Source organism: Arcicella sp. BE140, from assembly GCF_031456255.1.
Taxonomy (GTDB): domain Bacteria; phylum Bacteroidota; class Bacteroidia; order Cytophagales; family Spirosomataceae; genus Arcicella; species Arcicella aquatica.
The window spans coordinates 17,653-39,754 of sequence record NZ_JAVDUE010000013.1 but is presented as its reverse complement, the minus strand read 5'-3'; the positions used below and the strand labels follow the sequence as shown (position 1 = coordinate 39,754).

Below are 22,102 nucleotides of genomic sequence, written 5' to 3'. Positions count from 1 at the left end.
AGCTGTTAAATTCAATCCTTTATTCCTAGCGAGGGACTTAAGTCCCTCGCTAGGAATATTTTACGATAGATTCACTTTCACCCAACATTGGTATGCAACATTTATTCTTTGATTATATTTATCTTATCTTGATAATTTTAGCATTGGTGATGGTTGCGAATAAACTTCGTTTGGCCTATCCCATCGTGCTAGTATTGGGTGGATTGGTACTTAGTTTTATTCCAGAATTTTCTAATGTAACGATTGAGCCCGACCTCGTCTTTTTTATCTTCTTGCCTCCCCTCCTCTATGATGCTGCTTGGCAAATATCATGGAAAGAGTTTTGGAAATGGCGACGGGTTATCACAAGTTTTGCTTTTCCGATAGTCATCATCACCTCTTGTGTAATTGCTGTTGTATCAAATGCCATCATTCCTGAATTTAGCCTAGCCTTTGGTTTCTTATTAGGGGGAATTATTTCTCCGCCAGATGCTATTTCAGCATCAACCATTCTAAGGCAAGTAAAGGCTCCTAAAATGCTAATAAGCATTTGCGAAGGCGAAAGTTTGATGAATGATGCCTCGTCGTTGATTGTATTTCGTTTTGCTTTAGCCACTATTATCACAGGGCAATTTCACATTAAAGAGGCTACCCAAAGCTTTTTTATGGTAGTGGTAATGGGTTTATTAATTGGCGTATTGATAGGGCTTATCTTTTATGGTATCTATAAATGGTTACCCACTACCTCCAATATCGAAATAGTAATGACTTTCGTTACACCCTATTGTATGTATTACTTTGCCGAAAGTTTTCATTATTCAGGGGTGCTGGCAGTTGTAAGCGGTGGACTTTTCTTATCAAGCAAACGCCAAAAAACGCTTACTTACATGAGTAGGATTCAGGGCGAGAACGTGTGGACAAACTTGGTATTTGTACTAAATTGTTTTGTTTTTTTACTCATCGGTCTTCAGTTACCTACTGTCGTGAACCAACTTGGCGAAGTAAGTCTAGGGAAAGCGATTGGCTACGGTATAATTATCTCGGTGGTAATAATTCTTACTCGACTATTATGCACAATGGGGGCTTCGCTAACTACTCGTTTTATGAGCAGATTTATTACCGTAGCAGATTCGAATCCGGGATGGAGGTTACCCTTTATTTTTGGTTGGGCTGGTATGCGAGGCGTAGTATCATTGGCTTCTGCCCTTTCGATACCTTTGCTGATTAACGAAGAGCAACCTTTTCCACACCGTAACTTAATTCTATTCATCACCTTTATCGTTATTTTAGTAACCTTGGTATTTCAAGGACTTACCCTACCGTGGATAATAAAAAAAGTTTATATCAGCGATCACTACAACAATGAAGATGATCAAGAAGTAATTATTCAAAAGAAAATTGCTAAAAACTCTCTATTATTTTTAGAAGAAAAGTATGGTGAGGGCTGTTTACAAAACGTGCATTTGAATAATTTGTATGAAAAATTCAAGATTGAACTAAGCTTTTTGACACAGAGGATAGAAGGAAACGAAAGTGATGAAGTTTTTGCGGGAACAAATAGTCAGACGATTTACCTTGAGATGCTCGAAGACCAACGTACACTACTAAATACCTTAAATCTAAAAGATGAATTTGACGAAGAATTAATCCGAAAGTACCAGTCTTTAATTGATATAGAGGAATTTAAGGTTAGGGCTAAAATGGTGTAGTGGAGAGGATTTTAGGATGTTTGGACTCTAGGACTAAAGGACTGTAAATGTAGTTATACCTTGCGGTTACCACTACTTGTATTCCATTACTAATATTGGACTTGGCGTCTCCGAGATGCCCTTAGAGATATCTCGAAGAATTAAAAGACTTTGAATGACGTTTTTTATTCTGTAACAAGCAACTTCACCTTATCTAGAAACTTAAAATCTTTTAGATTGAGCGTATAAAGTTCAATATCATGAATGATAGCCGTAGATGCAATCAAAGCATCGGGCAAAGAAAGTTTGTGTGACAAAGCATATTTTTCTATCAATTGCACCGACATCGCGGAAATATCAATGTCAATAGGCAGAATAATTAGTTTGTTCAAATCCTTTCGAATGATTTGTAATTCTTTTTTATTTCTTGCTCCATAAAGCAGTTCGGCACAAGTAACGTCAGAAACAGCTATATTATGCTGTCCTATTGCTTTTACATTTTGGATAATATCAACATTATCTCTGTAAATTTCTATAAAAATATTAGTATCGCAGAGTATCATTTCTTTCTATCCCAAGCTTGTCTACGAAGTTCATTGGCATCTACATTATAATCTTTCCACATACCAGCAGAAAGCGAAAAATCGTCCTTCTTTTTTGCTACAGTAGTGCTTGTTTTTAGCTCTGCTTCAATATTCCATGATTTTAAGAACTGAAGCAAAGCATCCATTTTACTTTGCTCAATATCTTTTTTAAAAATGAGTTGTTGCATGATTTTTTTAAATTAAAAATTTAATTTATTACTATTATTGCGAATGTAACTAGTACATTTTAAAACGACGTTACGATGACCATTTATTTATAGGTATTAGAGCGTGATGCTCTTTTATCTTCGAGGTCGTAGGAGAGCCTACGACCAGATGTGGGCTTCACATTTTTAACTCAAAACTCATCACTCACAACTCAAAAACCTTCTACTTCACTGCCAAAACCCCAGTTTTATAAATTTTCTCTAAGATACCATCTCTAAAGCTTCTGCCTACAGGTAGGCTTTTGCCACAAACGATTAAATCGCCTGCTTCAATAGATGTTACTTTTGAAATAGACACAATAAATGATTTATGGATGCGAGCAAATTGCTCGACAGGTAAAATATCCCCTATCCCATTCATGGTTTGGTAGGTTACAAATGTTCCTGACAATGTATGAATCCTAATATAGTCTTTCAGCGACTCTATGAATAGAATATCGGCAAAATTAATCTTTACAATTCGTTTGTCAACCTTAATAAACATAGCCTCAGGGCGTTCGCTGACACTAGTCTGAATATTACCCGTCGTGACTGGCTGACTACCTTCGTTTTCCTGAGGAACTACTTTGTTGACAGCCTTTACAAATCGCTGAAAAGGAATAGGTTTTAGTAAATAATCCACCACGCTAAGTTCAAAACTTTCAACGGCATAGTCACGATAGGCCGTAGTGATAATTACTTTAGGAGGATTCTGAAGGCTTTTTAATAGCTCCATTCCATCTAAAGTAGGCATTTCAATATCCAGAAAAAGTAAATCTATATCACCTTTCTTGAGATAATTAAAAGCTTGAATACCGTTTTCACAACGCCCCACTAATTCAAGGCTATCTATGCGTTCGATAAATGTTTCTAAGACATCCAAAGCCAGTGGCTCGTCATCTACTATTAGCGTTTTTAGTTTCATGTTTTGTGAATGAAAACTTCTTTTATCTTTAGCGAGGGACTTAAGTCCCTCGCTAAAGATAAAAGAAGAATGGAACTGAGCTATACCGATACGTCTTATTTCAAAGGAATGAACAAAGAAATAACATATTGATTTTCAGTAGGCTGTATATTCAGTTCATAATTATTCCCATAAAGCAGGGCCAATCGTCGCTGAACATTCTTGAGTCCTAATCCTTTGTGTTTTTTTCGATTAGTGTTATTATCAAATCGCGGATTTACTACTACAAAAAGCAATTTTCCGTTGATGATTTTTAGCGTTATTTTTAAATCTAAAATCCCAGTTTCGTGTGACGTTCCGTGTTTAAAGGCATTCTCGATAAACGGTAGCAACAACAATGGTGGTAGTTTTCGCTGTTCGGTACTGCCCTCTATTTCAAACTCAAGGTTCAGGCGCTTGCCAAAGCGTAGGCTTTCTAAATCAAGATAATTCTGAATATGCTCTATCTCCTTTTTTAGCGTTGTTTCGTGGCTGTCAGACTCATACAACATATAGCTCATCAATCCCGACAGCTTTACTACTACCTCTGGGGCTAAATCCGATTTTTTAATCGTAAGCGAATACAAATTGTTTAAGGTATTAAAAAAGAAATGCGGTTGAATCTGCGACTTTAAAAACTCTAATTCATTTTTTACACTTTGCCCTTCCAATTCTTTTATTTTTTCCTGATTATCAATCCAGTCTTTTGTCAGTTTTATACCGCTAGTAACGCCCAAGACCGAAAAAGTATCAAACATTCTTTTGGCGGTAGGCTTAGGGTCGAATAAAGCGTTGGGGCGATAGCCTACTGGACAGTAATTAATCAGTATCAAATGGTTGATGAGCGTCTGGATAATAGCCACCGAGACAAGGGTTGCTAGCACCAAAAACACAAAATATTGGACGTATTTTCCTGTTAATAAAAAACGGGGAATCAGATAATAAATATTACCATAGACCAAGATAAAATAAAACGGGAATTTCATGGAATACTCAAAAATAGCCTGAGTATAGTTGTTCATCAAAAAGCCGAAATACAAAATATTGTATAAACTCAGCACTATCCAGAAAAGAGAATGATAAGCCCAACGATGGCTAAGGACTCCTTTTCCGGAAAGATCCGTAAAAAAAGCGGTTCTATGGGGTAATGAAGCTGTTGTCTGCACGGTTTTTAGATATTGATTGAGAAGATGGTTTATCAAATTTATATAAAAAATCAGTAAAAAGATATTATTTTCGATAAACTGTATCACAATATTGCTGTGCTGAATCTTACCTTTTTCACGTTATTGGTCGAATATTTAGTGTTTTTTGGCTAATTTATCTAAATTTATACCATATTTTTAACTTAATTGCAGGATGTAATTTTTGAATTACAATTCATCAACCCATTAATAAATAGTAAAAAAGTTTCAAAAACTCCGTATAGAAACACTATAAAAACGTTTTTCTTGCGGAGTTTTATTGCAATATTCTTCTCAAAAAGATACTTTTTATAAGTAAGATAATAATTAATTTGGTTAAGGGGTATAGGGACGTGGCTTTGCCGTGTCCCTAATTTTTGTGTACCTTACACCATTGCTAGAAAATTACAAACCTCTTTATTTTCAATCATTTTTATGCGCTATTTTTACGCTTTATTACTATTTTTAGGTGGTAGTTGCTTCCTCCAAGCCCAAGAGATTTTCCTACCTGATTCTATCAAAAAACAAACTCAGGCTACCTTTATCAATTACCCTATCAAAGTTGATGGCAAACTAGACGAATCTGTCTGGAAAAATGCTCAATCTATCACAGACTTTGTTCAGGTAGAACCTTTTCAGAAACAACCCGCTTCGCAAAAGTCTGTTTTCAAGCTTTTGTATAATGCCGATTATTTGTACGTAGCGGCTATCTTGCACGAACCTCTGGGCAAACAAGCATTACGTGTGACTAACCTGCAGCGTGACTTTACGTTTGGTCGAAGTGACCAAGTCGGTATTTCTATAGATGGGTTTAACGACGAACGCAATGCGATGATTTTTATGACTAATCCCTATGGTTCACAAAAAGACTTGCTGGCATTCGACGACCAAGTGTTTGATGACGACTGGGATGGGCTTTGGCGTGTGCGGACTTCCAGAAACGACACCGCATGGATTGCTGAGTTTTCGATACCTTGGCAAACCCTACGTTATCAACGTACCACTGAAGCGAATACATGGGGCATTAACTTTTTCAGAATGCGCCGTATGAGCAACGAGCAAACCATTTGGTCGGCTCTGCCACGTGCTTTTTCGCCTGCTAGGATGCAGTATGCAGGAAAACTGTCTGGAATATTGCCTCCACCTCCTAAGCCTAATATCAGATTCCAACCTTATTTATTGATTTCGGAAGATAGATACAACGGCTCGGAGTTTTATGACCAAAGTAATGGTTCTAAAGTAAAAATGGGTGGTGAAATAAAGTGGGCGATTACACCCAACACCGTACTGGATTTGACCTATAATACGGATTTTGCCCAAGCCGACGCCGACCGACAGGTAAATAATTTATCGCGACTATCAGTTTTCTTTCCAGAACGTCGACAGTTTTTCTTAGAAAATGCCTCTCTTTTTGCTGCGGGACTTAGCCCTATTGAAGACTTCTATGGCGGTCAGCAACGAATCCAGCCATTTTTCAGTAGAAGAATAGGGTTGGATAATGATGGAAATCCTGTGCCGATTGAGGTCGGTGCTAGACTGGTAAACCGTTCTACCAAAAGCAATACGGGTTTTATGTATGTTCGCCAGAAGGGAAATGATGTATATTCTGCTACGGATTTTGTCGTAGGGAGATACTCGCAAAATATCGGCAAGCAAAACAGAATTGGCGGTATTGCTACCTTGAAAAATGATAGCGACCATGCCAATATCACGGCTTCGGCCGATGGTTTCTTCCGTATCAACGAAAGTACCAACGTAAATACGATGGCGATGCTGTCTAAATCTAGTCACGAAAGTCAAACGGGTCTGGCAGGGCATTATCAATTGGTACACAAGGGCATATCGTGGATTTACTGGCTTACGCAAAATATCAACAACAAGGCCTTTAACCCTGAGATGGGCTTTGTGGCTCGTCCTGATGTAGTTGAAAATTCGGCAGGTTTTTACTGGCTGAATCGGGGAAAATGGCTACCTAGTTTTATCAGGGCATTTGAACCGGGCGGATATTACCTGAATTATTATTCGGCTACTACTGGCAAGCTTGTTGAAGAACAATGGAGTACAAACCCTGTATGGTTTACCTTCCAAAACGGCGGAGGGCTTGGTCTTTTCACGAACCACTTTTTTCAGTTGATTGACTATAGCGACGGGAGCGACACCCTGTCGTTTTTTAAAGTAGCTATTCCAAGCGGTAAATTCAAGTACAATCGCTACATGATATTTGGGGAAACGGATGGGTCTAAAAAAATATCAATATCGGGAAATGTGGAAATTGGTAAATATTACGATGGCTCATTAACTACTTTTTCCTCAACATTTAGATTTGCCCCAATTCCGCATATTTCTATGGAAGCACGCTTTACTAACAATAGTTATAGTAATTTGGGTGTAGAAAAGGCTTCGGGCAATACTCAATTATATACTCTTTCGGGGCGTTTTGCCTTAAACCCGAGGGTACAATTAATTGGATTTTATCAGCATAATTCTACCAACAATTTTGATGTATGGAATATCCGTTTTTCATGGGAATACCAACCGTTGTCGTTCCTATACTTGGTATTCAATCAACGTGGTTTCAACGACTACCGCACCCAATTATCAAACGATGGGCTAACCAGAATCACTACAAACGAACTAGCACGTCAGCATGAGCTACATTTGATAGCGAAGCTTTCTTATTTGAAGCAGTTTTGAGGGTAAGTAGTTAGGGAATAAATGATAATCTCACTCATGGCATGACTTCCAATTAATTGGGAATTATCATAATACTATTAAAGTCATGCCATGAGTTGTTAGCAGTTATGGCACTTTACTATTAAATAATGTTTCTAAAAATAATTTATGATACATTACAAGTATGTTTTTAACCTTGCTTTTTACATGCTCAGCATATATATATGCAAGGTTCAAATAAATATCACACAAGAGGATTCTTCTACAATTCTATTAAATTATACAAAAGAATTCGGGTGTTCTGAAGCCAGTTCATTGAAAATAAAATCAGTGTATTTCAAAGTTCCAGATAGTGTGAGTAGAGATAGACTCTTTTTAAAAAGTCAAGATATAGTAGTAAAGTTTGGGGAAAAGAAAGTTAATGTTTCTCCCCCTCCGTTAAAACATCATATTGTTAATTTGGGGAGTAAGGCAGTAAAAGTACTGAGCACGAACATTGTTGGCATAAAATGTATAAAGCATACTTCAACTGATTTTGTATATTTGGTGTATGGTGCTGATAATAATGATACGCCACACGAGTTTTTTGGTGTGCTATCAAAAGATGGTCATTGGCTTTGGTATTACTACGGAACCCCAAGGCAGATATATGCACATTTTGGAAATTATTCGCGACTTACTTCACATTATGGTAAAAAGGAGTTGGAGAACTTAAAAAATATGGAGCAAGTATTACCTAGTTATTAGATTGTCCTATATTCGTTTCACCATTATTAGTGTTCACCCACGCTTGGCATAGTGTTTTTCACTACGCAAGGGCGTACTGCAATGTTACATGGCAAAAATGCAACGCATTTATGATTTTTCAAGTTGTGTACTCAGTTTACCAATAGCCGTTGCAGCCTAGGTGTAGCCTTCTAAGAAGGCCTGATGCTCTGACGTAGTGAAAAACACTACGCCAAGCGAGGGTTAAAACTTAATTTCACCTTAATCTTAAAACGCATCTAATATAGATTTTAGGAGCGTGTTATTCTTATTTTTAATCTAAAAAGTGTAACTTGCTTTGCCTAAATTTTTTAAACTTTTGTCTATGAAATATGCCTTGTTATTGTTAATCAACGTTATCACTTTAAGTGCTTATTCCCAAATAAGCCACATCACCTTGAATCCTTCAAAGCCTGAATCAGGTCAAAAAATCACAATTACTTACACGGGAAAGTTAGCAAAAGCAGGTACAAAAATGTATCATATTTTTTGTTTTGATGATAATAGAATGCCGCAGAAAGGAATCAAGACTCAATTAATTAATAATGAATTAACCGGTAGTTTTATCCTTCCAGATTCGGTCTCTTTTTTTACTATTAAGATTGTAAACAAAAAAGAAATAGATAATAATGAAGGAAAGGGTTATGGTTTTAATGTTTATGAAGGAGATAAACTTAAAAAAGGAACCTTTTTCCAACAAGGGTACTCAAATTCTTGGAATGAATTTTTTTTTAAAGGTGATGTTGAGCCTGAAAAAGCGTTAGAGCTAATAGAAAAAGAATACACATTACATCCTGACATGAGGAAATCAACGCTGCCTTATTACATTGAACATCTATCGAAAATACCGAATCGTAAAATGGAAGCAATAGGTTTGGCAAAAGAAAACTTTAAAGAAATATTGAAAACAGGGAGTAATGAAAAGTTTTCTTATCGCTATGCAAATATCATTGCAAATGGAAATTATAAAGTCGCCGACTCATTAAAAAAATTAGTCGTTCAGAAATATCCAAATGGATTTACTGCAATTCATAAGAATTTTGAAATATTAAGTTATTATTCACAAGTAAAGCCTGATACAGCCATTGCTTTGTATGAGAATATCCTAAAGAAATTTCCACATTTAAACGAAGTACAGCACAGAGGTTTAACAGTGGAGCTACTTGCAGCTTATGCCCAAAAATATGATTTTGAAAACCTTGATTTAGCATTTAATTCGTTGGTAGAAAAAGATAAATCTGAACAGGTTTTCATTATGATTGGAAGTAAATTGAATGAAGTAGCTTCTGGAATTTCAGAAGAGAACAAAGACCTCAGACAAGCAAAAATAATAATTGAGAAATCAATTTTATCACATCAAAGTTATGATACATTATCCACTTTTTATGGAGATGCACTTAATACGTATGCTGAAATTCTTTTTAAATTAGGGGATAAGAAAAGTGCTATTATAAATCAAAAAAAAGCCATATATCTCAAAAATTATATTTTCACAGACCTAAATAAACGCCTAATTCAATATTTGATAGCAGATGGTCAATTTCAAGAAGCACGAACCCTTTCCGAAGAATATATTAAAGATAATGTTTCAAACCCTATTATTGATTCTCTTTACAAAGTAGCATACGTAGCTTCAACTGGTAGTGAAATTGGATTTGAAAAGGCAAATATTAGTGTAAAAGAAAAGTCTGAGAATGCAAATATGCTGGTTTTAAAACAAAAAATGATAAATATTGACGCACCAGATTTTAAACTTAGAGATTTGAATGGAAACTTAGTAAGATTATCTGATTTCAAAGGAAGTATTATAGTATTGGATTTTTGGGCTACATGGTGTGCACCTTGCATAGCGTCATTCCCTGCTATGAAAAAAGCAATGATTGAACTCAAAGACAAGCCTGTGAAGTTTCTTTTTATAGATACTATGGAGAACGAAGATATAAAGAATAAGGATGAAAAAATAAATAGAATACTTAGTACAAAAAAAGTAGAGGATTTCCATGTACTGATAGACGAAATGAAGGATTTAAACTATAAAGTAACTACGGCTTATCATGTACAAGGTATTCCAGCGAAATTCGTAATTGATACTAACGGGAAAATTCGATATAAAAGTGAGGGGTTCGGTTCTGAGGAGAAATTAATTAAGGAATTAAAGTCTGTTGTTGAAATAATTAGTGAATAATCATTTCGTCATTTTCAAGTTGCCTATGTTACGTTACATGTAAGATAATCCAACCAACAACCCTCGCTTGGCGTAGTGTTTTTCACTACGTCAGAGAAAACACATTGCCCCAAGCGAGAGAATAGTTTACACCAAACACTATCAAATTTTTTCAATAAAAGATGAAATACCTTTTTCTTTCAAGTAGTTACGCATTAAAGAGGTGAATTCTTCCTTTTGTTTTTTTGTAAGTTTACCATATTCATCACTCTCTCCACCACCAGATAGAATTACTGCCAGATATTCAGATCCTTCGTGCATTATGATGTAAACGTCATCATAGTCTTTCAATGTGCTGAACCACGACGCCCAATGCTCGTAAACCTTAGTATCCACATCTTTTTTTAAAATATCTTTTACACATTTACATAAATAGTCAAGATATAATTGATGGTGGAAGACAGTCTTTACATTGAATTCATCCATATAATAAAATTCTTTTTCCATTTTAATTGCCTTTTAAGTTTATTTAGTTTTTATTCCTTTACTCAACCTAGCGATGCTATTATTCGTAAATTTTGAAAAAATCCATTCAAAAATACAATACTTTCACCTCAGAAACGGAAAGTTTAAACAACTTCTATTTCAAAGATTTGAAAATCACTGAGAAAACACTTGGAGTAGTACAACCCTTAGCAGAAACGAAAAAGAATGATATTTAACTGTTCATTTACTTAAATTTCTATTCGATATTTCCATACCTGATGAATGGACTTTGATTATTGAACCGTCTGGCTCGGTGATTTTCTTGACAAAAATGATATTATAAGAACGATAGGCTTGGGGTTTCACTAGTGATTTTTGTATTGATAAAGCTATTCTTCGGAATTGTTCGCCAATAGTATCTATATTACCCGATGGTATTTTGTTACTATTTATTAAACTGACCGTCAAACAAGAGTCCTTAGCATCTTCTTCTGCCCAATTTTCATATTCTATCCCTTCACAACTATACGCTACTTTCAAACTGTCTGAAGTTTTACTATTGTCTAAAAATTGAGGCGGTTTGTTCTTTGCCCATTCATTGCTTTTTGAAGTATGGTTACTGCAATTGTAAAAAAAAACAGATATTACTAAAAAGAAGTAGCGTCTAAAGCCGTGAAACAGCATGGGGAATAAACTAATTTTCTGAGTATATAAATGTGTTGTTTTCATGTTTGTTTTTGTTTGGTGTAAACCCATAATTGAATTGAATAGATAATAAATTTGAAGTTACCCGAGGCCTCCTTCTACCATGAGATAATAGACGCAAACAAAACTAGTGCTAGCCAATAAAGAGTGATTTTTTTTGATGCTACAGAAGGAATACATAAGCATACAAAAAGGATGATATCGTTTACTGTCTTTTTAGATAAGGGCAGCAGTGCATATACGGAATCTTCATGAGCGGTGTACTGATAATATAAAAACCACGATAGAAACAGCAAGAGGGCGAATCTAATGATAAAACCTGTGTAATGTGTTTGATTAAGAATTACAAAAAAATCGTAACGGTGTTTTAAGTCATTTTCCATAATAAGTATTGAGAATTATTAAATGATTACACTGTGTGTTGAATTTGGTAAAAACACTACACCAAGCAAGGGTAAAAATACAATAGAGAAATGGATTATCCCACATTTATCTGGGCGGGGCTGTGTATTTAATATGGTGGTAGATTCTGCATAATTTTAGTCCTTAGAATACACAAAACACATTATTAATCGAAGCGTACTACCGTATAATAAGTTTTCACGTTTTTTTAACGCCTTTTTATTGATTTTTAATGAGCGATTTGTTAGGTTTAATTAAACATTTATAATATCACATATCTTATTGATAATCTGCTACTTGTATGACACATTAGCGATTATCGCATAACACTTTAGCGATTGAATTTAAAAATTAAAACACCCCAAAAGAATATCGGCAGACAAAACCTTATCAAACCAAATCTTTGTTGTGAAGCGTCCAAGATTACAAAGACCTTAGACCAACGCATATTATCAGTTGAAACAACGCATCCTGATTTAGCAAATACGTATAAATAGGTACATTATATCTGTGTGTCTAATAAATTAGATGGTAAAGCGTGGGGAAATGACAAATTCTATTCATTTGAAATATCTAAGCATTCTTCACCAAAAAAATCATGAAACAATTATTCTTTGTATTATACTTTACATTTTTTATTTGTGACTTAATAGCCCAAACAGAAACAAATGATACAACTCTTCAAAGTCTAATTACTACTACAGTTATACCTGCCGTTACATCTATAGTCACTGGAGCCCCAGTCCCAGCATTAAGAGCAGTAGTTGGTACTAATGAAATTAAGGAATATAATGCCCAAGTTATAAGTACAAATTTTACAATACCAATAATAAGATTTAATCCTATAGATGAAGCGTCAACAGGAGCACCCACTGATAGAAAAGGTAATGTGTCTTTCTTTAATTCTATTGGTGCAGGAGTTGGTTACTATTGGGGGAGATTAACAGAAGTAACTGATGCAAATGCAAAAGTTATCAGCACCGAAATGGACAATACATTTGGAATACAAACAGGTTTTCTCTTTGCAGCAAATTCAAGCAATGGCAATAATGCAAATATTTTTGCTTGGACAATAGGAATAAGCTTACTAAACTTCCAAATAGGGTATGGCTATGAGTTCGGGACAGTTGGAACAAATGAAAAAAGAGGCTTTGTAACACTTGCATACGGCATTCCAGTTTCTAAATTAATTAGAGGAGGGTTTTTCAAGGTCAAAAAAACCATATTAACTGATGACCAATTGAAAAATGGATTTGTAAAATAGCAAAAGTAAACCCCTCCTTCATGTAGTAAAGCATAAACATTGAAGCTTATTTAATAATTAAAGTTAACATTATGTCAACAGGAAAGAAAATCTTAGAATTAGCTCAAAAGCATGTAGGGGAAAAATATGTTTTTGGTGCTCATGTACCATTTGAAAATTCCAACTATAAAGGTCCTTGGGATTGTGCAGAGTTTGTGAGTTGGATTGTATTTCAATCAACCCAAATAAAAATTGGTGTTAGAGGAAATGAAGCCTACACGGGGTATTGGGCAGATGATGTTCCTAAACTATGTAAAAAAATTAATATTAGTGAAGCTGGTCAAACTTACGGTGCAATTGTTTTTAGGTCACCAGGTTTTAAAGGAATAAAAATCGGACATATAGCATTTAGCGATGGAAATGGTGGAACCGTAGAAGCAAAGAGCACAAAAGATGGTGTTTGTAAAAGTACAATAGATGGACGGCAATGGGAGTTTGGAATATTGATTAATGCTGTTGAATATGAGCGTAATAGCATATTGAAGCTTGATTATCAGACTCCCCCGTTAAATTTTCATGTACGGTCACCTTTAATGGAACACAAAATAGTACAAGAAACTAAAGAGAAATTATCCAAAATTAATTTATATCACGGAGACATTGATGAATTTTATAACGAAGAAATAGCAAAAGCAGTCTCAAACTACCAAAAGATAAAAGGGTTAGTTGTAGATGGTATATTAGGAAAAGAAACACTATCTTCATTAAAGATAAAAGCATAACAATACCAATCTTGAAAAATTCTTATTATGGTTTAAAACTCCCTCTGGTCGTAGGCTTTCCTACGACCCAAAATTAAGAAGAACGTCACGCTCGTATTTGTTAGTAAACGGATTTCCCTCGCTTGACGTAATGTTTTTCACTACATCAGAACGAACCGCGATGTTACTTTACAAAAGTGCAAAGCATTGTATATTTTTCCAAGTTGTGTACTCAGTTTACCACAAGACGTCGCTTACTAAAAATACCTTCATACGCTAATGTTTGAAACAAACGCCAAGCGAGATACTATAAAACCTACTCCCCCATCCTACTATTTTTTAATAATATAATAATCATAACTTATTTATATTCAACGTTTTAATTTTGTTACTTACTTCTTTTTAGTACAAACCAAGCTAAAAAGTATGAGGTACTCCATTTTTCTCCTGCTATTTCTTCTATTTTCTTGTTCCCACAACGACGATACCATTAAAATAAAAGGTTCTGATACTGAGGTTAACCTTGCTGTGCAATTGGCTGAATCATTTCATCAAACCAATTCAGAGGTCTTTGTTTCAATATCGGGGGGTGGCTCTGGTTTGGGGATTGCCTCGCTATTGAACAATACAGCAGATATTGCTAATTCGTCTAGGAGTATCAACAAAGTGGAAATTGACCTTTTTAAACAAAGGGGAATACCTATCGACTCCTTTATTTTTGCACAAGATGCCATCGCTTTTGTAGTAGCATCCGACTTCCCCATCGATTCCATCAATACTCAAAACCTTGCAAACGTTTTTGGGGGTAAGTTTAAAGACTGGTCGCCAATAATCGGTAAAAGATTGCCCATTAATATCTATGGCCGACAAAGTAACTCTGGCACACACGATTTTGTCAAGAAAAGATTAAAGATTGAGTTTTCGCCGTACGCCAAACAAATGAACGGAAATGCCCAAATTCTGGAGGCCATCAAAGCAGACCATTCGGGTATTGGCTATGTAGGTGCTGGCTATGTTATACACGGCAACAAAGGCATAAAAGTGCTAACGATTTATGACAAGGAAAACCAAAAGGCGGTCTCGCCACTAGATGCCGCCATGATTAGGGCTGGTAAGTATTACTTCCAACGCCCATTGTACCAATATTACAAATCAGATTCATACCTTAAAATAAAGCCTTTTCTGGATTTTGAAAAAAGCAAGATTGGCAAAAAAATCATTCAAACGTCGGGATACTATCCTGTAAACATAAAGCCATGACCTTACAAAAAAGAGAATTTATCGATAGCCTAGCCCGACAGCTATTTAAAGCGACAGGTTTTATCACGATTGCTTTGCTAGGGGGCATCTTTATGTTGCTGGTGTATAATAGCATAGCCTTCTTCTTGGAAATAAAACCCCTAGATTTTTTCACAGGCTCGCAATGGAATCCCGAAAATACCAATGGGCACTATGGCATTGCTCCATTATTGGTAAGTACTGGTTTGGTAGCCTTAGGGTCGATGATAATAGCCGTGCCCTTGGGCATATTTACGGCCGCCTTTTTATCCGAAATGGCACACCCTACCTTAAAATTAGTGCTGAAACCCATCATCGAAATGTTGGCGGCTATTCCATCAGTGGCTATTGGTTTTCTGGGGATAGTATTGATAGGGCCAAGCATTGCCAAAATATTTGGTATCCAAAATGGGCTGAATGCCCTAAATGGGTCAATATTATTATCGGTAATGGCTTTGCCGACCATCATCACCATCAGCGAGGACGCCATCAGTGCCGTACCCAAAAGCCACCGCGAGGCCTCTTTGGCATTGGGTGCAAACAAATGGGAAACCCTATTTCAGGTTACCCTGCCTGCGGCCATACCAGGGTTAATAGCCGCCGTGATGTTGGGCTTGGGCAGGGCACTAGGCGAAACCATGACCGTACTGATGGCTACGGGCAACGCCTCTGTTTTGCCAAAAGGTTTCTTGGATTCTGTTAGAACAATCACAGCTACCATAGCCATTGAAATGGGCGAAGTTCCCTATCAAACTACGCATTACTTCGCCCTGTTTGCCATTGCAGTAGTATTGTTTTTAATAACCCTTACCATCAATTTAATAGGAGAATATTTTGCTAACAGACTAAGAAAATTCGACGCATGATTAACAACATAAAAAACGTTTTGAACTGGTTGCTACTGTTGGGCAGTACATTGGTAGTCTGCCTGATTCTGGGCATAATTCTTTGGGATATTTTCTCGAAGGGTTTTTCATCAATCTCATGGCAATTTATCAGCCAATTACCTACCGAAGGTATGACAAAGGGGGGCATACTGCCTGCCATTGTTGGCACTGTTTTACTTACTTTTATTACAACGCTATTTTCGGTGCCGTTTGGGGTAGCCTGTGCTTTATACCTCAACGAATACGCACAGCCGTCTATGCTTACCAATATTATCAGGGCGTCTATCAGAAATCTGGCAGGTATTCCCTCTATTATTTACGGGTTGTTTGGTCTGGCTTTGTTTGTACAGACCCTACGGTTGGGAACTTCGGTGTTATCGGCAGGACTAACGTTGGGCTTGCTTTCGTTGCCCTATATCATTACTACTACCGAAGAAGCCCTCAAACGAATACCCAACAGTATGCGAGAAGCCACCTTGGCATTGGGCGTAACCCAGTTCGAAACCATCAAAGATGTAGTTTTGCCACAGGCACTACCGGGCATTCTTACGGGTGTTATCCTGACGATGTCGAGGGCAGCAGGTGAAACCGCCCCTATTTTATTTACGGGAGTAGCATTTTATATCAATGGCATTACTACATCGGTCAACAAAGAATTTATGGCGCTGCCATATCATTTATATATGTTATCAACACAGCATCAATCTATCGAATCTGTCAGACCATTGGCTTATGGCACAGCGGCAGTACTGATTCTACTGGTTTTTATGCTGAATATTATAGCCTTTTATATCCGTTTCAAACACAAATCACAAGCCTAACATGGAAGACATAAAACTATCGGCACATCATTTAAACCTATATTTTGGTGAAAAGAAGGTATTGAAAAACGTAAATATAGATTTTCCCAAAAATAAAGTCACTGCCTTAATCGGTCCTTCTGGTTGTGGGAAATCCACCTTGTTACGTACTTTCAACCGCATGCACGATTTATCGCCTGATGCACGAATAGAGGGAGTAGTAAAGCTGGACGATTTGAATATATACGATAACAAAAATTCTGTGACCGAAATCCGTAAGCGGATAGGAATGGTATTTCAGAAAGCCAACCCCTTACCCAAGAGTATATACGATAACCTTGCGTATGCATTGAATATTCATAATTTCCCGAAGGACGAAATCCCCAGTATGATTGAAAAAGCCCTTAAAGAAAGCTATTTATGGGAAGAAGTTAAGGATGAATTTAAAAAACCAGCCGTAAAATTATCAGGTGGACAACAGCAAAGGTTATGTATTGCCCGAACAGTGGTGCTAAGACCCGAGGTTATTTTGATGGATGAACCGTGTTCAGCCCTAGACCCCATCAGTACCAACAAAATAGAAGAGCTGATAATGACTTTGAAGAACAACTACACCATTGTAATCGTTACCCACAATATGCAACAAGCACAACGTATATCCGACTATGTTGCTTTTATGTACTTAGGTGAATTAATTGAATACGATACAGCCGAAAACATCTTCAAACATCCACAACAAGAACTCACTAAAAATTATGTGGGTGGGCATTTTGGGTGATGGGGCTGTACTGGCGTAGTCCAAGACTATCCCTAGCGAGGGACTTGAGTCCCTCGTTAGGGATAGATAAGCAATCTATTAGGAACTTATACAATAGTTTGACCAGTTACAGACCCTCGCTCAGACGTAGTGTTTTTCACTACGCCAAGCGATAGCGGGTAGAAGGGCGAAAAATCAAGATGTATTTTTTCCTATTTCCTATATTGATTGAATAATGGCTTCTGATGCCAAACGAGATTTAGGTTTAAGAGACGGCTGATTGCTATCGTCAGGATTTCTGTAGCCAATAGCAACAGCAAACAACGTTTTGTAGCCACTTAGTTGAAGTATTTTATCGTATTCTTCATTTTTAATTCCTTCCATTGGCGAACTGTCTATTTCCAAACTTGCACATGCTGAAAGAAAAAATCCAAGTGATAGATAAACCTGATGTTCAAACCAAGATTTAATTTCCGCTTCGGGCAACGGTTTTAGAAAATTATTATAATAATTTACAGCCCCTTCTGGTAAATTTTGACGAATTTGTTCTTCAAAATTTTCAACGCTCTCAATAACACTAAATACAACCAAATGGCTTGCTTCATTGATTTTTTGTTCGTTGAAGAAAGAAACGCTTGCCAATTCCTGTTTCGCTATCTCATCCGATACGAAAATAAATTTCCAAGGCTGGCTGTTGATAGATGACGGACTTAACCGTAAAATTTCTTTTAATTGCTGAATTTTTTCATCAGCAATTTTTTCGTTTGCACTATACCTTTTTGTAGTATATCTGCTTTTTGCAAGGTCTAAAAAACTCATTTTTCTAAAATTTTAATTATACTATACTTTTTATTGTTGCAAAACTAAGTATAGTATTCTATCTTTACAATAACGGTCAAAATAGATAGTATCTGATGTATTGTATAGACGATAAACAATTTCCTTGCAGCACAAGCCTGACAATGAATTACATAGGCGGAAAATGGAAAGCAGTAATTCTCATTCATTTAATCGAAAAAAAACGTTATAATGAATTGAGAAAGGAACTTTCAATGGTTACGGAACGGACTATTAGTCTGCAACTGAAAGAATTGGAAGAAGACGGTTTAGTTAAACGAACTGTTTACACAAGCAAACCGCCTTTGAAAGTGGAATATGAACTGACTGCTTTTGGAAAGACACTTATTCCTGTGCTAAAAGCCATAGCCGATTGGGGAATGGAAACGGCTAAGAGTAATAAACGAATTAATGTTTTGGAATAATCTAACTATTATTGTCAAGTTAGATGTTTGTCTGTCGAATATTTTTTCTAAAAATCAGCCCTCGCTTGGCGTAGTGTTTTTCACTACGTCAGTGTGTACTGCAATGTTACATTGCAAAAAGGAAAAATATTTTATAAGTATTCAACTGGGGGGCTTTCCGCCTTTGTTGGAGTTATCTCTAACAAAGGCAAAAAAATGATTTTAAATCTAAACTAAATAAGATGAATTAAAATGAAGATATTATTAATGATTTTTTTAAGTATGGTTAGTATGACATCTTTTTCGCAAAAAAAGAATTTGATGTTGCATGTAGAATTATCCAAAATTTACATTCTTTTCGTTTTACAGAAAAAAAATATAATAAAATTATCATTGATAGCAATATTTCTGATGGAGATATAGATATTTTCTCATACCTAAGAGGTAAAATAGCATGTGATACTTTAAATGACATAATTTAAAATGAATCACGGTTAAAAAATTATTATGATAGACTAGTAAAACCATTAAGGAAATTCGACCCAAAAGAAAGTAAATATTTTTCATGGAGAAATCTAAAAAGACTTAAAGATGGGATTAAGATAAGTTTTGTGAAGTTTGATGGTAAATTCCTTAGATTAGATGCCCTTATTGGACATAACATCTTTTCTAGTACAATAGAAAACACTTACATTGAGTATCAGTTTGTGTTTATTAATGGTGAAATAACTCAACTTGACTGGGTTGAGCGTAAACATTAGAGATTAAGGTGGTTTCCAGCTCTATGGTGTAATAAAAAGAAGTTTTAGACTGGAAATTTACCTACTTGACGTAGTCGTAGACAAGGCAAGGGTATCAGGTATTCTTAGAAGGCGACGCCCTACTAGGGGCTGTTCTACCTCATAGTCAGGGGCATAAACTTTGTGCTTGCCAAAAACCTATAACCAGCCCATTATTCATCGTTTCAAGTCTAAAGACATGGAACAGCGGGGGTGAATAACAGGGTTTGATTATAAATTTGTTTTTAATTAACTCTAGAACATAGATGAAACACCTTCTATAAGGTAAAATAATGCTGATAATGCAGTATCCTAAACGAATAATTTAATTTTATCAAATCAAACATATTATTCCCTTTATTATCATCAAATGAATTCATCTATTTTAAACAAAAAGTTTGGGTACTTATGTATTCTATTCTTTTGCATCTATTGTCATTCGGTAAGCCATGCCCAAGACCCTGTAGGAGCAAAAAGATTTACGAGTCAAATGTTACATGATTATGCTGTCATCTCAGTTGCCTTTAGTCCTGATGGCAAGCAGGTAGTAAGTGGCAGTTATGATAGAACCCTTAAACTCTGGGATGTGCAAACAGGCACAGAGCTAAGGCTCTTCAGGGGGCATAGTTCACATGTCAGTTCAGTTGCCTTTAGTCCTGATGGCAAGCAGGTAGTGAGTGGCAGTTTTGATAGAACCCTTAAACTCTGGGATGTACAAACAGGTAAAGAGCTAAGAACTTTCAGGGGGCATATTAATGATGTGACCTCTGTTGCTTTTAGCCCTGATGGCAAGCAGATACTGAGTGGAAGTTATGATAAAACCCTTAAAATCTGGGATGTACAAACAGGTAGAGCATTAAGAACCTTTAAGGGTCATAGTAACGTGGTTAAATGCGTTAGTTTTAGCCCTAATGGTAAGCAGGTACTAAGTGGGGGTGAAGATAATACACTAAAACTATGGGATGTGCAAACAGGTACAGCGTTAAGGACCTTAAAGGGGCATAGGGATTTGGTTAACTCCGTTAGTTTTAGCCCTGATGGTAAACAGGTACTAAGTGGAAGTTATGATAAAACCATTAAACTTTGGGATATACAAACAGGTAAGGAGTTAAGAACCTTCAGTGGACATACTAATGGTGTGTGCTCCGTTGATTTTAGCCCTAATGGTAAGCAGGTACTAAGTGGGGGTGATGACTATACACTAAAACTCTGGGATGTACAAACAGGGGAGGAATTAAAAACTTTCAGAGGACATATTAATTCTGTATTATCAGTTGCTTTTAGTCCTGATGGTAATAGTGTGATGAGCGGAGCTTTGGATTGTACCCTTAAACTGTGGGATGTACAAACAGGTAGCGAGGCGAGGGTTTCGACGGGACATAGTAGTCGTATTAACATTGTAAACTTTAGCCCTGATGGTAAGTATGTGGTAAGTGGGAGTTTAGATAATAGCCTTAAACTTTGGGATGTACAAACAGGTAAAGAGCAAAGTACCCTAACAGAAAATAGTGATTTATCTGTTTGCCTCATTTTTAGCCCAGATAGCAAGCAGATATTGAGTGGGATTAACTATAATCGTACCCTAAAATTCTGGGATGTACAAACAGGTAAAGAGCTAAGGAGATTCAAAATGGAACATAGTAATAATTACTTTAGCTTTGCTTTTAGTCCTGATGGTAGGCAAGTGCTGACTAATAGTTTAGATTCCGCCCTTAAACTATTGGATGCAGAAACAGGCATAGTAATAAGAACCTTCAGTAGGCATAGTTCAGAGGTGATTTCTTTAGCCTTTAGCCCAGATGGCAAGCAGGTACTGAGTGGTAGTATTGATAATACCCTAAAACTCTGGGATGTACAAACAGGTAAAGAGCTAAGAACTTTCAGGGGGCATACTAATGATGTAATCTTGGTTGCTTTTAGCCCTGACGGGCAGTACGCAATGAGTGGAAGTATTGATGAATCTCATAAACTCTGGGATGTACAAACAGGTAAAGAACTATGGACTTCCCGAACGCCTAATTATCATCTATATTCCATGAGTTTTAGCCCCGATGGTAAGCAGTTGCTAACAGGGGGTGATGACAATGCCCTTAGACTCTGGGATGCACAAACAGGTAAGGAATTAAAAAGTTGGCAATTAAATATGAAGATTCGACTCGTTTGCTTCTCTCCAGATGGCCGTTTTGCTAGGGTTGGTACCAAAGCCTATTGGATAGACCTACCTGTTTCGGATGCTAATACAATCTCTAAAAAGAATATTACTGATAAATAGTGCAAGTTTCTATTATTATCGCCCTCAATTGGCTTAGCCTTACACTATGTTCTGAGACATATATAAATACTTAAATGGTTTGTCGTATTTTAAATATGAATTATGCTTGCCCAAAACCTAAGACCATTCATTCCTAACGAGGGAATTAATTCCCTCGTTAGAGATGAGGCGAGAGGCTACCCCAACTAGCCTCGCTTGGCGTAGTGTTTTTCACTACGTTAGGGTGTACTGCAATGTTACATTGCAAAAATGCGACGCATTTTATAAGTTTGTCTAACCAAAACCATTTAAGAGTATATGCCACA

21 protein-coding genes are annotated in these 22,102 nt (G+C 36.4%); 14 read left to right on the top strand and 7 right to left on the bottom strand.

Going from position 1 to position 22,102, the window contains the following annotated elements; genetic code table 11:
* Positions 1-92: 92 nt before the first annotated feature.
* A complete protein-coding gene (locus J2Y60_RS17375; RefSeq protein WP_309921475.1) occupies positions 93-1,688 on the top strand; it encodes a Na+/H+ antiporter in 1,596 nt (531 codons plus the stop codon).
* Between the two features lie 164 nt (positions 1,689-1,852).
* Here the strand turns inward: J2Y60_RS17375 and J2Y60_RS17370 are convergent, their stop codons facing one another.
* The 4 genes from J2Y60_RS17370 to J2Y60_RS17355 all read right to left on the bottom strand — a co-directional run bounded on the left by J2Y60_RS17370 (position 1,853) and on the right by J2Y60_RS17355 (position 4,566).
* The gene (locus J2Y60_RS17370; RefSeq protein ID WP_309921479.1) at positions 1,853-2,230 is read right to left on the bottom strand and encodes a type II toxin-antitoxin system VapC family toxin; all 378 of its coding nucleotides are present in this window, start codon (positions 2,228-2,230) and stop codon (positions 1,853-1,855) included.
* Positions 2,227-2,439: a hypothetical protein gene (locus J2Y60_RS17365; RefSeq protein ID WP_309921482.1), complete on the bottom strand. Its 213-nt coding sequence runs from the start codon at positions 2,437-2,439 to the stop codon at positions 2,227-2,229. The genes J2Y60_RS17370 and J2Y60_RS17365 overlap by 4 nt, the downstream gene beginning before the upstream one ends.
* 202 nt (positions 2,440-2,641) lie before the next feature.
* Positions 2,642-3,382, bottom strand: coding sequence for a LytTR family DNA-binding domain-containing protein (locus J2Y60_RS17360; protein ID WP_309921486.1), 741 nt, complete (start codon positions 3,380-3,382; stop codon positions 2,642-2,644).
* Between the two features lie 95 nt (positions 3,383-3,477).
* A complete protein-coding gene (locus J2Y60_RS17355; protein ID WP_309921489.1) occupies positions 3,478-4,566 on the bottom strand; it encodes a histidine kinase in 1,089 nt (362 codons plus the stop codon).
* Positions 4,567-5,019: 453 nt separating this feature from the next.
* Here J2Y60_RS17355 and J2Y60_RS17350 point away from each other — a divergent pair, with 453 nt between their 5' ends.
* The 3 genes from J2Y60_RS17350 (at position 5,020) to J2Y60_RS17340 (ending at position 10,207) form a co-directional block, all read left to right on the top strand.
* Positions 5,020-7,278, top strand: coding sequence for a DUF5916 domain-containing protein (locus J2Y60_RS17350; RefSeq protein WP_309921492.1), 2,259 nt, complete (start codon positions 5,020-5,022; stop codon positions 7,276-7,278).
* Between the two features lie 186 nt (positions 7,279-7,464).
* Positions 7,465-8,004: a hypothetical protein gene (locus J2Y60_RS17345; RefSeq protein ID WP_309921495.1), complete on the top strand. Its 540-nt coding sequence runs from the start codon at positions 7,465-7,467 to the stop codon at positions 8,002-8,004.
* A 343-nt stretch (positions 8,005-8,347) separates the two neighbouring features.
* Entirely contained in the window at positions 8,348-10,207 is a 1,860-nt protein-coding gene (locus tag J2Y60_RS17340; protein WP_309921496.1) for a TlpA disulfide reductase family protein, read from the top strand.
* 141 nt (positions 10,208-10,348) lie between these two features.
* Here J2Y60_RS17340 and J2Y60_RS17335 read toward each other — a convergent pair whose 3' ends face one another.
* Positions 10,349-10,693: a hypothetical protein gene (locus J2Y60_RS17335; RefSeq protein WP_309921499.1), complete on the bottom strand. Its 345-nt coding sequence runs from the start codon at positions 10,691-10,693 to the stop codon at positions 10,349-10,351.
* A gap of 71 nt (positions 10,694-10,764) precedes the next feature.
* Here J2Y60_RS17335 and J2Y60_RS17330 point away from each other — a divergent pair, with 71 nt between their 5' ends.
* Complete coding sequence (locus tag J2Y60_RS17330) at positions 10,765-10,908, top strand: hypothetical protein (protein WP_309921502.1); 144 nt, start codon at positions 10,765-10,767, stop codon at positions 10,906-10,908.
* 4 nt (positions 10,909-10,912) lie between these two features.
* On the opposite strand, the gene J2Y60_RS17325 is transcribed toward J2Y60_RS17330, so the two are convergent.
* The gene (locus tag J2Y60_RS17325) at positions 10,913-11,401 is read right to left on the bottom strand and encodes a hypothetical protein (RefSeq protein ID WP_309921504.1); all 489 of its coding nucleotides are present in this window, start codon (positions 11,399-11,401) and stop codon (positions 10,913-10,915) included.
* Positions 11,402-12,117: 716 nt separating this feature from the next.
* Here J2Y60_RS17325 and J2Y60_RS17320 point away from each other — a divergent pair.
* The 7 genes from J2Y60_RS17320 (at position 12,118) to pstB (ending at position 17,526) form a co-directional block, all read left to right on the top strand.
* Complete coding sequence (locus J2Y60_RS17320; protein WP_309994700.1) at positions 12,118-12,276, top strand: hypothetical protein; 159 nt, start codon at positions 12,118-12,120, stop codon at positions 12,274-12,276.
* Positions 12,277-12,377: 101 nt separating this feature from the next.
* Positions 12,378-13,043: a hypothetical protein gene (locus J2Y60_RS17315; RefSeq protein ID WP_309921507.1), complete on the top strand. Its 666-nt coding sequence runs from the start codon at positions 12,378-12,380 to the stop codon at positions 13,041-13,043.
* Between the two features lie 71 nt (positions 13,044-13,114).
* Positions 13,115-13,804 carry a peptidoglycan-binding domain-containing protein gene (locus J2Y60_RS17310; protein ID WP_309921509.1) on the top strand — a complete coding sequence of 230 codons (690 nt, stop codon included), beginning with the start codon at positions 13,115-13,117 and terminating at the stop codon, positions 13,802-13,804.
* A gap of 405 nt (positions 13,805-14,209) precedes the next feature.
* On the top strand, positions 14,210-15,043 hold the full coding sequence (locus tag J2Y60_RS17305) for a PstS family phosphate ABC transporter substrate-binding protein (RefSeq protein ID WP_309921512.1): 834 nt from the start codon (positions 14,210-14,212) through the stop codon (positions 15,041-15,043).
* Positions 15,040-15,927, top strand: coding sequence for a phosphate ABC transporter permease subunit PstC (pstC, locus tag J2Y60_RS17300; RefSeq protein ID WP_309921515.1), 888 nt, complete (start codon positions 15,040-15,042; stop codon positions 15,925-15,927). The genes J2Y60_RS17305 and pstC overlap by 4 nt, the downstream gene beginning before the upstream one ends.
* Complete coding sequence (pstA, locus tag J2Y60_RS17295) at positions 15,924-16,769, top strand: phosphate ABC transporter permease PstA (RefSeq protein WP_309921518.1); 846 nt, start codon at positions 15,924-15,926, stop codon at positions 16,767-16,769. Before pstC ends, pstA begins: the two co-directional genes overlap by 4 nt.
* Positions 16,770-16,779: 10 nt before the next feature.
* Positions 16,780-17,526 carry a phosphate ABC transporter ATP-binding protein PstB gene (gene pstB, locus J2Y60_RS17290; protein ID WP_309921577.1) on the top strand — a complete coding sequence of 249 codons (747 nt, stop codon included), beginning with the start codon at positions 16,780-16,782 and terminating at the stop codon, positions 17,524-17,526.
* Positions 17,527-17,724: 198 nt separating this feature from the next.
* Here pstB and J2Y60_RS17285 read toward each other — a convergent pair whose 3' ends face one another.
* Entirely contained in the window at positions 17,725-18,324 is a 600-nt protein-coding gene (locus J2Y60_RS17285) for a nitroreductase family protein (RefSeq protein ID WP_309921521.1), read from the bottom strand.
* A 143-nt stretch (positions 18,325-18,467) separates the two neighbouring features.
* On the opposite strand from J2Y60_RS17285, the gene J2Y60_RS17280 reads away from it, so the two are divergent.
* Both J2Y60_RS17280 and J2Y60_RS17275 read left to right on the top strand, forming a co-directional pair.
* Positions 18,468-18,767, top strand: coding sequence for a winged helix-turn-helix transcriptional regulator (locus J2Y60_RS17280; RefSeq protein WP_309921524.1), 300 nt, complete (start codon positions 18,468-18,470; stop codon positions 18,765-18,767).
* 1,128 nt (positions 18,768-19,895) lie between these two features.
* Positions 19,896-21,797, top strand: a complete 1,902-nt coding sequence (locus tag J2Y60_RS17275) for a WD40 repeat domain-containing protein (RefSeq protein WP_309921527.1) — start codon at positions 19,896-19,898, stop codon at positions 21,795-21,797.
* Positions 21,798-22,102 lie beyond the last annotated feature (305 nt).

Bases quoted from the DNA above. Each gene is read 5' to 3' on its own strand.
- J2Y60_RS17375 (WP_309921475.1), top strand. From the start codon at position 93: ATGCAACATTTATTCTTTGATTATATTTATCTTATCTTGATAATTTTA.
- J2Y60_RS17370 (WP_309921479.1), bottom strand. From the start codon at position 2,230: ATGATACTCTGCGATACTAATATTTTTATAGAAATTTACAGAGATAAT.
- J2Y60_RS17365 (WP_309921482.1), bottom strand. From the start codon at position 2,439: ATGCAACAACTCATTTTTAAAAAAGATATTGAGCAAAGTAAAATGGAT.
- J2Y60_RS17360 (WP_309921486.1), bottom strand. From the start codon at position 3,382: ATGAAACTAAAAACGCTAATAGTAGATGACGAGCCACTGGCTTTGGAT.
- J2Y60_RS17350 (WP_309921492.1), top strand. From the start codon at position 5,020: ATGCGCTATTTTTACGCTTTATTACTATTTTTAGGTGGTAGTTGCTTC.
- J2Y60_RS17345 (WP_309921495.1), top strand. From the start codon at position 7,465: ATGCTCAGCATATATATATGCAAGGTTCAAATAAATATCACACAAGAG.
- J2Y60_RS17340 (WP_309921496.1), top strand. From the start codon at position 8,348: ATGAAATATGCCTTGTTATTGTTAATCAACGTTATCACTTTAAGTGCT.
- J2Y60_RS17335 (WP_309921499.1), bottom strand. From the start codon at position 10,693: ATGGAAAAAGAATTTTATTATATGGATGAATTCAATGTAAAGACTGTC.
- J2Y60_RS17325 (WP_309921504.1), bottom strand. From the start codon at position 11,401: ATGAAAACAACACATTTATATACTCAGAAAATTAGTTTATTCCCCATG.
- J2Y60_RS17315 (WP_309921507.1), top strand. From the start codon at position 12,378: ATGAAACAATTATTCTTTGTATTATACTTTACATTTTTTATTTGTGAC.
- J2Y60_RS17310 (WP_309921509.1), top strand. From the start codon at position 13,115: ATGTCAACAGGAAAGAAAATCTTAGAATTAGCTCAAAAGCATGTAGGG.
- J2Y60_RS17305 (WP_309921512.1), top strand. From the start codon at position 14,210: ATGAGGTACTCCATTTTTCTCCTGCTATTTCTTCTATTTTCTTGTTCC.
- pstC (WP_309921515.1), top strand. From the start codon at position 15,040: ATGACCTTACAAAAAAGAGAATTTATCGATAGCCTAGCCCGACAGCTA.
- pstA (WP_309921518.1), top strand. From the start codon at position 15,924: ATGATTAACAACATAAAAAACGTTTTGAACTGGTTGCTACTGTTGGGC.
- J2Y60_RS17285 (WP_309921521.1), bottom strand. From the start codon at position 18,324: ATGAGTTTTTTAGACCTTGCAAAAAGCAGATATACTACAAAAAGGTAT.
- J2Y60_RS17280 (WP_309921524.1), top strand. From the start codon at position 18,468: ATGAATTACATAGGCGGAAAATGGAAAGCAGTAATTCTCATTCATTTA.
- J2Y60_RS17275 (WP_309921527.1), top strand. From the start codon at position 19,896: ATGAATTCATCTATTTTAAACAAAAAGTTTGGGTACTTATGTATTCTA.